Genomic DNA, 9,772 nt, shown 5'->3' on the forward strand with positions numbered 1-9,772 from the left:
TTCCTAATTCTGGCACCTCTTTTTCGATAATCTGAAAAGTCTTACTAGTCGGTGTTCCCGTAGGTAGTTCTGCTAAAATAATATGTCTATTCTTCATTGTTTTACTCCCCTCATATCTTAGCCGATTTATGCTTAGCTCTTCCGTTGATAATGATAATAGACATGTGCCCATTTTTTCAAAAAAATGGGCTGTAGCCTTTGCACTCAAGTATTCCCGACATAGGATATACCAGTAACCAAAAAGGAGGGATAAGATATGTCATTAGCAGGAGGCTTTCCACAAGGCGGCCAAAATGGCTTTATCCTATTAGTAGTCCTATTCGTATTACTAGTTATTGTTGGTAATAACTATCCAATGGGGCAAGGATACGGTTACTAAAATGAAGCAGAAAGCATCACCAGCAATGGTGGTGCTTTTTCTTTGTTTAGTTGAAACAGATTATCGACCTCTCTATTATGCCCAAACAATTATCGCTTACACGAAACAACCCTATGTTTTCCTTTCCTCTTATATCATCAAATCCACCAAAATTCTTCATCTATGGTAAAATAAAATCTAGTATTTCTAAGAAAAGCGCAAGTCGCGCCTTGGTCAGACTAAGGCTGGCATAAGACAAGACCTGACGTGGCGCTCTTTGCCACAGAAGGGATTTACTTATGACCTCAGGCGGGCTAGGCAGCTGAACCTAGACAGCTCTTATATTTTTTTATACTTTCTTATCTTTCTATAAAACTGGACGGTGCTAGAGTTGGAACAAGCTAAACTGAAAGAAGCAGATTTGTATGAGCCCATTCAAAAGTATTTTAAACGGAAGGGTTACGACGTATATGGAGAAGTCAAGGACTGTGATGTTGCAGTTATCAAAGATGACCTTCTTATTATTGTCGAATTAAAATTAAACTTAAGTGTCGACTTACTTATCCAAGCGACCAAAAGGCAGCGACTGTCCGAGCATGTCTATATTGCCATCCCTAAACCGAAAAAGTTCAAGCCACGTTCGAAAAAGTGGCGTGATATCTGTCACCTCGTTCAGCGCTTAGAGCTTGGTCTTATTCTTGTATCTTTTCTAGGAGAGCGTAAACGAGTGGAAATCATCTTAGAGCCAACTCCATTCCAGCGCCCCGTAAGTAGGGGAAAAGCTAAATATTTGAGACAGGCGATTATAAAGGAAATTGACGGTAGGAGTGCTGACTACAATACAGGTGGTTCGAATCGACAACAGATAATGACGGCTTACCGGGAAAACTGTGTCCAAATTGCTTGTTATCTCGAACAGCACGGGGAACTATCACCTAAGCAGTTAATCCGAATGGGTACAGGAAAAAAGACACAATCGATTCTTAATAAAAATTATTACGGATGGTTTGTCCGAGTAAAAAGAGGAATCTATGTACTTAGCGACAAAGGTAAATTAGAGATGAACGCATACCCTGAACTACTCGAGTATTATAGGAAGACCGAAACTCGAGAGTGAAAAGATGGTATCCGTAACTTTTTGGAGCAAGATGATAGAAGACAATGCATTGGCCTAAGGAGTGTATACATAGTGAATAAGAAGGATGTTGCGGATATTCGCAAACAGTTTAAAGTTGATAATGATTTAATGAAGATTCGAGAGATTTTTAATTTTTATATTATGAAGGAATCAAGTGAAGTCTATCATTATGAAAGTCAACCGTTTGATATGCTAGATGAAGACCAACAGGAATTATTTATGGGTAATTTCAAAAAGGTTCTCTCTGGCCGACTTGATGAGAAGCTATTTGAGCTTAAGTTTCAACGTGAAGTGGAGAATAGTAGTCAGCTCATCCTGCACCAAGGATTACTTGGTAGTGATGAAGATTTCCGCGAAAAAATGCAGCAAATCGTTGAGAAGATGTTGAAGGACAAAGAATATGAGATGGACCTCGTTGTTACTTTTATTAAAGCAGAATATTTTAAACCGATGCGACAGAAGAGTGAAGAATCGGAAGAAAGTGCGCGTGATACGGTTTATTCCCATAACTTTATTCTTTGTACGATTAATAAAACACAGGATCCAAAAAAGGAACTCCAATTTGACTATGTCGAAAGAGAGTTCAAGTATAACGTTGTCGTCAACCCAATCATTAATTTAAATCAACCAGTTGGCGGCTTTCTATTCCCATGCTTCTCAGATAATGCTGCTGATGTAAACCATGTACTCTATGCAGCACCAAGAGCATATGAGCCTGATGATACCTTTATTTTGGAAGTGCTAAATGCAGAAGAGACTATGACCGCTAAGGATGATAAAGCAGTGTTTGAGGAAATCGTGCGAGACGTAACAGAAGACAAATTAAATACATCTACCCTAGCAAGTGTTTATGAAGAAATTAACCGTTTTATCGAGGACCATGACGACGAAGAGCCGCCGAAAATGGATCACAAAGACGTGGAACGGGTCTTAAAGATGAGTGGTGTAGAAGATGTAAATACAGAAAAGGTAACGACTGCTTTTCAAAAAATCATTGATGATGAAAACTATGAACTGAAAGCAAGCAGTGTGCTACCTAAATACAACTCCAAATCCATTAAAATTGATACAAAACTAGCTAAGATCTCTGTGAGCCCACAGGATTTAAAATACGTCAAGCAAGTCCATCTTGCGGGTAAGCGATATTTAATGATCGAGCTTGAAGAAGATACGATTATTGAAGGTTTTAAAATGATTCCAGAAGTATTTGCACATAAAGAAGCAAGCAGTCCGACAGACAAGGGTGAAGAATAATTTTCAAGAAAAGCGCAGGGCGCCCGAAGCTAGACAGCTCTTCTTTTCTTTTTTAAAAAACAGGGTGTTCGGTCCAACATGTTTGTACCGAACACCCTGTTTTTATTCCCTTTTTAACTGCTTCTAACCGGTCATTTTCGATCATCTATGGCTTCAATACAACTTTAATACAATTTTCCATTTTGGTATCAAAAATTTCATAACCATACTTTGCTTCATCTAGTGGTAACGGGTGTGTAATAATGTCACTAAGGTCAACTTTTCCAGTCTGGATTAAGTCGTGGATGTGCGGCATGAGGTGAATGACTGGCGCTTGGCCTGTCCGAATATTAACATTCCGTTCAAATATATCACCGAACGGAAAAGCATTATAACGTGCCCCGTACACACCGGTCACTTGAATTGTTCCACCTTTTCTAACTGCTTGGCTCGCAATGACTAACGCCCCCATCGAACCACCTTGAAGTTTTAAACCAGATGCAAGAAACTCTAAATCTGTCATTTTCCCATCCATGCCAACACAGTCAAGCACAACATCTGCTCCACCTTTAGTTATATTATGCAGGTAGGAACCAACATTTTCATAATCCTCAAAATTTACTACTTCAACATTGTTCGTTCGTTTTGCGTGTTCAAGACGGTAGCCAACATAATCAACAGCGATTACTCGTTTTGCACCTTTTAACCATGCAAACTTTTGTGCAAGTAAACCAATTGGGCCGCAACCAAGGATAATAACTGTATCCCCCGCTTTCATACCAGAGTTTTCGACACTCCAGTATGCAGTTGAACCAGCATCAGATAACAATACTAAATTATCATCGTCTACTTCACTATTCTCTGGAATTTTATACGGAGTAAAATTACCATAAGGCACACGCATATACTCAGCCTGTCCCCCTGGATAACCACCCGTAGTACCAGAATAGCCAAAGTATGCGCCAATCTCGCCATTGTCATTAGAATTGTCACACTGACTTTCTAATTCATTTTTACAAAACCAACATTCTCCGCAACTAACATTAAAAGGGACAACAACCCTGTCCCCTTTCTTTACTTTTGATACTTCTGGACCAACTTCTTCAACAATCCCCATTGGTTCATGCCCAATAATATAATCATCTTGGAGGTTTGGAATCATTCCATGGATCAGATGTAGGTCAGAACCACATATTGCTGTACTCGTTAGTTTAACAATTACATCATCCGCTTTTTGAATCTTTGGTGCTTCCACTTCTTTGACAACGACTTCTTTAATACCCTGAAACGTGACTGCTTTCATTTCTATCTCCTCCATTTATGTTGCCTTAGGCGGTGTCGGAAATAACCCTTTCCTGTTGTTGTTATCGGGAAAGAGCTTCAAACCAGCGATATCGACTGCTGTTTGCGCTGCTTTTAAATCAATCGTTTGTTGTTCACTCACATCATATGGATAGAACCACTTTTTATCGATCATTAATTCTACAATTTCTGTTTGAAAATCAATGGCTGCTTCCATTTGATTCCGAATCGTTGTTCTCACTTCCGGGCTTGCTGACTCTGTTAACGCAACAGAACAGTTACGAACCGATTCTTTAATAGTGATTAATAAATCTACTGCAATCGCCGAGTCAACTTGTTCAGGCATCCCAACCGCATTTAGTGGGTCTAAGTAATCATTCATAATTTTCACCTCAGGTTACTCTGTTTTCGAATAGGGATACAAGCGTTGTAATTGCTTAATATCCATTACCGTCATGTCCACGTTTTTTTGCAAAAGTGCTCGTAAATCTTGATCAAAAACAACTCCTTGCATTAGCTTTGACTTAAGTAGACCAACTGTTTTCATGTTCAATAGTTCATGGATATCCATAGTTTCATGAATTGCTAAGTCCTCTTTCCCCACAAAATAACCTCCTTCATTATTAGACTAAAGATAGTCTGTCTCCAAACAAACATGATATTCAAAAAAATCCCTTTAGAAAAGCCCTTATGTTGGATAATAATTATTGTTTTACACAATCTATTGGTAACTAATCAAGCTAGGAGGAGTCAGGAAAAGTGGACAAATTAGCACTGCACGAACGTGTCGAATTACATGAAATTTTAACCTTTAAAAATTTATGCTTAACAAAGGCAGCTACTATGCATGGGTTGGTTGGTTGTGAGGAATTAAAAGATATTCTTGAAAGAGATGTGAAAGAAGGGAAGCACCACGTCGAGAATCTCAACCAATTACTAAAGGAGAGGGATGTAGTATCATGACAAATATAATTCAAAAAGCAGCTGGAATTGCCGGAATGACAGACCAAGTCATTGCCACTGATTTTTTAATTTCTACAAAAGCAGCTGTCCGCAATTTAACGTTTGCACTTACGGAATCTGTTACACCGGAGGTTCGTGATGCCCTCCGTGAACAATTAAATTATGCGATCGAAGCACACGAAAAAATTAGTCACTATATGATGGAAAAAGACTACTACCACCCAAGTGATCTAGACGAACAGCTTAAAGTTGACTCAAAAGCCACAAAAGCAGCACTAAAACTAGCTAAATAAGCAAAGCGCAAGTCGCGCCTTGCTAGATAAGACAAGACCTGACGTGGCGGTCTTTGCCACAGAAGGGATTGACTTATGACCCCGAGGGGCTAGGCGCGCCCGGAGCTAGACAATAAAGAAAAATATAGGCGCTGAGGCTTGTGCTGCGCTGCGGTAATTCGGAGTATTCGGACTTATGTGACCCGATTTGGGCTCTCCCTGTCCGAATGAAGCACGTATTCGGACTTATGTGACTCGATTTGGGCTTTCCATGTCCGAATGGAGCACGTATTCGGACTTATGTGACCCGATTTGGGCCTTTTCTGTCCGAATGGAGCACGTATTCGGACTTATGTGACCCAATTTGGGCTTTCTCTGTCCGAATGGAGCACGTATCCGGACTTATGTGACCCAATTTGGGCTTTCTCTGTCCGAATGGAGCACGTATTCGGACTTATGTGACCCGATTTGGGCTCTCCCTGTCCGAATGAAGCACGTATTCGGACTTATGTGACTCGATTTGGGCTTTCCCTGTCCGAATGAAGCACGTATTCGGACTTATGTGACTCGATTTGGGCTTTCCCTGTCCGAATGGAGCAACGTATCTAGGATTATGCATTTTAAAGCAACAAATTTCTCGAAAATAGCTTTAACCAAGGAGTGGAACCTGTGGATAGAAAAGAAATTGAAAACAAGATCAATGAAGTTAAATCAGATTATATAAGATTCCAATCCGATCTCGAAAAACTCAATTCCGTCGGGGGTAATACAACAAATGCCGAAAAGCAACTAGCCACCTTAGAAGAAGAATTATCTAACCTAAATAAACAATTAGCCAATTTAAAATAAGAAAAGCGCAAGTCGCGCCTTGGTAAGCAGAAAATCAATGTGGAGTTCTTTGCCACAAGGATTTTCTGCTTAAGACCTTTTCTTATAGACCAATTCTATGTACCAAATCGTTTTCGGTAACCACACTTTCGGCACAATTCTTCAACAGCTACTCGCTGTGAAAATCCATCGACAAGGTTTCTCGCCCGGTCACCTTCTATGATATCAGAAAAAGAGGATTGATTAATGTTACCTAGGTTGATTACCCCTTCACCATCAAGACAACAAGGCACAACCGTTCCATTCGAAAGAATTCCAGCTTGGGTTCTAAGTCCGTAGCAAAATCCTTTGCCATCGTCCTCTTCTTCTTGCAAGGACGGCCATTGAAACTGATAATCCTGATTGATATAGATTCGTTCCGCAACTTTTAGACCACTTCCAGGCGTAACCCTTTCCGCAATCTTAAATGGCAAATTATATTCTGATTCAATCATTGCTAAAATTTCCCGATTTCGTTGCTTTTGCTCGTTTGTTAAATTGTCTTCGGAAAGATTCCAAAGCCGAAAGGAAACAATCAAATTAGACCCAACAGTTGCTTCACGGACAAATGCTAAAATGTTTTTTACATAGCCTTCCTTATCAACTGAACCCTCATGCCCATCAAAACTATGCAAAGAAAAATTAATTTGACGAAGGGCTGGCTTATCGATTAGCTGGTGTTTCCTCTTATTAATTAATGTTCCATTCGTTGTTATGTTCACCTGGAAGCCTTTTTGATAACTAACGTCCAACAACTGATCGATTTTAGGGTGCAAGAGCGGTTCACCTTTTACATGGAGATTAATATAATCGGTATAAGGTTTGATTTGATCTAATCGTTTGGCAAAATCCTCAACCGATATAAATTGTTTCTCCCGTATAGTTGGTGGGCAGAAGCTACACGCAAGATTACAAATACTCGTTATTTCTAAGTAAAATTTCTTGAACTTTTTCAAGGGGAATTCCTCATTTCTATCTCAATTAAAAACAATGAAACATTTCTCCTATTAGAGCATATTTTTAGACATATGGGAATAATGCTTTTATTTCCACTTCCCACAAGTATACAGGTCTATTTCGACATAATAACCATTTCCCCACCGATTATTTCCGAGGAAATAATTGTTTAAACGACAAACTGATCGATTACTTTCAAAATTTTGTCATAATTGATAGAATCTAAAAGGAGACAATTATTCAAGTAATGACTTGTATTGATCTTTAGTAAACACTAGTCATTCGAGTCACATTTATCTTTTACCCAGTAATTCAAGTTTTTATTATTCATTACCACAAAACGGTTACTACCAATGCTTCACACGTTTTTGATCAAACGTTTGATCAATAGATGTTTGGCTTCAGAAATTATGGGTATTCGGATTATCGTGTGGAAATCTCTTTTATCTGATTTATGTTTTCAAATTATCAATCGGATGTTTGACAAAGTATAAGTACCATGACAAATGAAAATATATAAATGGATTAATAAAACTAAATAAAACAAAAAGAAAACTCCTGTAAAGGAGTTAGGGGATTAATCACTGTTAAACTATTTACCTTTGTTCTTAGTAATTTTATAAGTTACCTGAAGTACAAGGAAATAAATTATACTAGCGAAAGCTCCATAATACCCTAGAGTAAGTGTTTCCTCTAAAAAGAATTTCTCTGCTGACATGGAAATAGCTGTTAATCCTCCTACTAAAAAACCTGATAATAAAAAAACTATTAATTGCATAAATTTGTTTGATATATATTCTCTTACAATTAATGCTATCGGGATTCCTCCTATTACATAAGCTGGTAGAGAAATCATTAAAAATAAAGAAAACCCCAAATGTGTCTGAGAATCTTCGGAAGATCTTACATATCCAATGGATGACAATATGAAACTAAACAAAATAGATGAAATAAAGGCGGATATTATAAATTTCTTCAATGCTTTCCCCTCAACTTTATTGTATGATTTATAATAATATATGTTAATTTGTTGCTATTTTATATGATTATTTAATTAAATCAGAACCCGTGAATAAACGGGTTCTGAAATGATTAAGTGTTATAGGAATCTAGTTTTTTAATTGGACGCATTCCAATAAGTATTTGGATAACTAGGAAACAAATAATTAAAACTTTCCATAGTATCAATATGCAATGTTTCTGAAGAAGGACTTGTTTGATACATTTCATGATTAGGTGCTTGGTCATGATTACCTAGTAAACTATAGTTACCATTGCTATAATAATCTCCACTTACTTCATAGTCAATATTAGGTGCAGTGGTAAGTGGATTACCTACTGAGTGAGTTAGTGTAAAAGATATAGCACTAGATGTTATTTCTTTTCTTGCTAATTTTATTCCTGAAGAAGATGCAGTATCACTCCCAATTAAATCATAATTTTCATCATATCCATATGTTGTTCCCACATTCTTATCTAAAGTTACAGACCCTCCATTAGAAAAAGAAATGTCAATATCAGCCTTAGTTCTGTAACTAGATGCATAAGCACCAACAAATCCTCTATTATCTCCTCCGAAATATTTGTATTTAGCATCCCTCCAATCATCCCATGGGTTTGGAACATATTGATCAGGAATAAAAGTCATATACCGTAGTGACCAACTATTAGCTGAAGCGATAGAAACCCTAGAATCATTTTTTTCTTTTTCTACAGGTGTGACCTCTTTAGTTATTATTACTTTGTCAAAGAATAGTGCTTCTTCATTAATATCTTTAATATTATGTTCTTTAATAGTATTTTTTATTTCCTTTTTTCTTTCTTCATCAATGGGTAATTTACCCTTTATTTGGTAAAGGTAATTTGTGTTTGGTTTAATATCATTATCAATAAATTTACTATTTTTAACGGTTTTTAACAAGTCACCATCCCTATAAACTTCATACTCATCAACACCTTCAATTTCATCCCAATCTATTTCTACTTTATTTTCATTAACTTCAGTTGTAACTATATTTGATTCAAGTGGGTTGTTAGAACGTTCCTTCAGCGCATTGTTATCATTATCTTTGGAAGGTTGAAGTTTTTCTTTAACTGTGGCTGTTTTTACTCTAGTTGTGTTAATTTTATTCCCATCTTTATCAAACGCTAAAAAATCAAAATTATAAATACGACCTGAGTCTAAATCGGTCGCTTTAAAATTATTTTTTTCCTTTATAGATGAGTTTATTATCCTGGTAAACCTCATACTTTACACCATGTTTTGTCCATTGAAATTGAATACTAGATTTAGACCGTTCTGTTATATTTATGTCAAAATCAATTTCCGATGAATTATTAGCGAAAACATCATTTGAAAAAAACATTAAAGCAAAAGATATTGAAAATAAAAATAAGAATTTTTTAATCATAGAATACACACTCCTTTTAAATTTTACCAACTGTAACAACTTTTTACCGATAAAATGTTACTGTAATCCCTCCATTGCATCCCTCTTTTCTTTTTGGAAATATAATACAATTATTAAATTCTCTGTTAAATTTAAATTTCCTTCTTTTGTAACTATTCAGGTACCCAATATATTTCTAAAATTCCCACTGGACTCAGTGGGAATTTTTTTGTATACTTAACCCATGAAAATACAAGGACGAAACCTTACCTCAGAAGATATCCGTTGGATT

12 protein-coding genes are annotated in these 9,772 nt (G+C 36.9%); 6 read left to right on the forward strand and 6 right to left on the reverse strand.

All coding sequences use genetic code 11. The annotated features are described in order from the left end of the window. Positions 1–256: 256 nt before the first annotated feature. The 3 genes from NC799_RS12115 (at position 257) to NC799_RS12125 (ending at position 2,750) form a co-directional block, all read left to right on the forward strand. Positions 257–379, forward strand: a complete 123-nt coding sequence (locus NC799_RS12115) for a YjcZ family sporulation protein (protein WP_272446706.1) — start codon at positions 257–259, stop codon at positions 377–379. A 370-nt stretch (positions 380–749) separates the two neighbouring features. After that, the gene (locus NC799_RS12120; protein WP_272446707.1) at positions 750–1,475 is read left to right on the forward strand and encodes a DUF2161 domain-containing phosphodiesterase; all 726 of its coding nucleotides are present in this window, start codon (positions 750–752) and stop codon (positions 1,473–1,475) included. A gap of 72 nt (positions 1,476–1,547) precedes the next feature. Next, a complete protein-coding gene (locus NC799_RS12125; RefSeq protein WP_272446708.1) occupies positions 1,548–2,750 on the forward strand; it encodes a DUF4317 domain-containing protein in 1,203 nt (400 codons plus the stop codon). A gap of 145 nt (positions 2,751–2,895) precedes the next feature. Here NC799_RS12125 and NC799_RS12130 read toward each other — a convergent pair whose 3' ends face one another. Genes NC799_RS12130 through NC799_RS12140 form a run of 3 tightly spaced genes read right to left on the reverse strand, consistent with a single transcriptional unit; the run spans position 2,896 to position 4,635 of the window. Beyond that, positions 2,896–4,032 carry a zinc-dependent alcohol dehydrogenase gene (locus NC799_RS12130; RefSeq protein WP_272446709.1) on the reverse strand — a complete coding sequence of 379 codons (1,137 nt, stop codon included), beginning with the start codon at positions 4,030–4,032 and terminating at the stop codon, positions 2,896–2,898. Between the two features lie 15 nt (positions 4,033–4,047). After that, positions 4,048–4,413 (reverse strand): spore coat protein, encoded by a 366-nt coding sequence (locus NC799_RS12135; RefSeq protein WP_272446710.1) that lies wholly within the window; start codon positions 4,411–4,413, stop codon positions 4,048–4,050. A gap of 15 nt (positions 4,414–4,428) precedes the next feature. Then, complete coding sequence (locus tag NC799_RS12140; protein ID WP_272446711.1) at positions 4,429–4,635, reverse strand: spore coat protein; 207 nt, start codon at positions 4,633–4,635, stop codon at positions 4,429–4,431. A gap of 155 nt (positions 4,636–4,790) precedes the next feature. Between NC799_RS12140 and NC799_RS12145 the strand changes: the two genes are divergently transcribed. The 3 genes from NC799_RS12145 to NC799_RS12155 all read left to right on the forward strand — a co-directional run bounded on the left by NC799_RS12145 (position 4,791) and on the right by NC799_RS12155 (position 6,115). Beyond that, positions 4,791–4,994 (forward strand): hypothetical protein, encoded by a 204-nt coding sequence (locus NC799_RS12145; protein ID WP_272446712.1) that lies wholly within the window; start codon positions 4,791–4,793, stop codon positions 4,992–4,994. Then, a complete protein-coding gene (locus NC799_RS12150) occupies positions 4,991–5,287 on the forward strand; it encodes a spore coat protein (protein ID WP_272446713.1) in 297 nt (98 codons plus the stop codon). Before NC799_RS12145 ends, NC799_RS12150 begins: the two co-directional genes overlap by 4 nt. A gap of 648 nt (positions 5,288–5,935) precedes the next feature. Further along, positions 5,936–6,115: an SE1832 family protein gene (locus NC799_RS12155; RefSeq protein ID WP_272446714.1), complete on the forward strand. Its 180-nt coding sequence runs from the start codon at positions 5,936–5,938 to the stop codon at positions 6,113–6,115. A gap of 95 nt (positions 6,116–6,210) precedes the next feature. Here NC799_RS12155 and NC799_RS12160 read toward each other — a convergent pair whose 3' ends face one another. The 3 genes from NC799_RS12160 to NC799_RS12170 all read right to left on the reverse strand — a co-directional run bounded on the left by NC799_RS12160 (position 6,211) and on the right by NC799_RS12170 (position 9,338). Beyond that, a complete protein-coding gene (locus tag NC799_RS12160) occupies positions 6,211–7,089 on the reverse strand; it encodes a radical SAM/SPASM domain-containing protein (protein WP_272446715.1) in 879 nt (292 codons plus the stop codon). Between the two features lie 593 nt (positions 7,090–7,682). Further along, on the reverse strand, positions 7,683–8,069 hold the full coding sequence (locus NC799_RS12165; protein WP_272446716.1) for a hypothetical protein: 387 nt from the start codon (positions 8,067–8,069) through the stop codon (positions 7,683–7,685). A 138-nt stretch (positions 8,070–8,207) separates the two neighbouring features. Further along, positions 8,208–9,338: a hypothetical protein gene (locus NC799_RS12170; RefSeq protein ID WP_272446717.1), complete on the reverse strand. Its 1,131-nt coding sequence runs from the start codon at positions 9,336–9,338 to the stop codon at positions 8,208–8,210. Positions 9,339–9,772: the final 434 nt, after the last annotated feature.

It is taken from the genome of Aquibacillus salsiterrae, from assembly GCF_028416595.1.
GTDB classification, from domain to species: domain Bacteria; phylum Bacillota; class Bacilli; order Bacillales; family Amphibacillaceae; genus Aquibacillus_A; species Aquibacillus_A salsiterrae.

Excerpts from the sequence above, each read along its gene's own strand:
- NC799_RS12170 (WP_272446717.1), bottom strand. The coding sequence starts at position 9,338 with ATGAGGTTTACCAGGATAATAAACTCATCTATAAAGGAAAAAAATAAT.
- NC799_RS12115 (WP_272446706.1), top strand. The coding sequence starts at position 257 with ATGTCATTAGCAGGAGGCTTTCCACAAGGCGGCCAAAATGGCTTTATC.
- NC799_RS12130 (WP_272446709.1), bottom strand. The coding sequence starts at position 4,032 with ATGAAAGCAGTCACGTTTCAGGGTATTAAAGAAGTCGTTGTCAAAGAA.
- NC799_RS12135 (WP_272446710.1), bottom strand. The coding sequence starts at position 4,413 with ATGAATGATTACTTAGACCCACTAAATGCGGTTGGGATGCCTGAACAA.
- NC799_RS12150 (WP_272446713.1), top strand. The coding sequence starts at position 4,991 with ATGACAAATATAATTCAAAAAGCAGCTGGAATTGCCGGAATGACAGAC.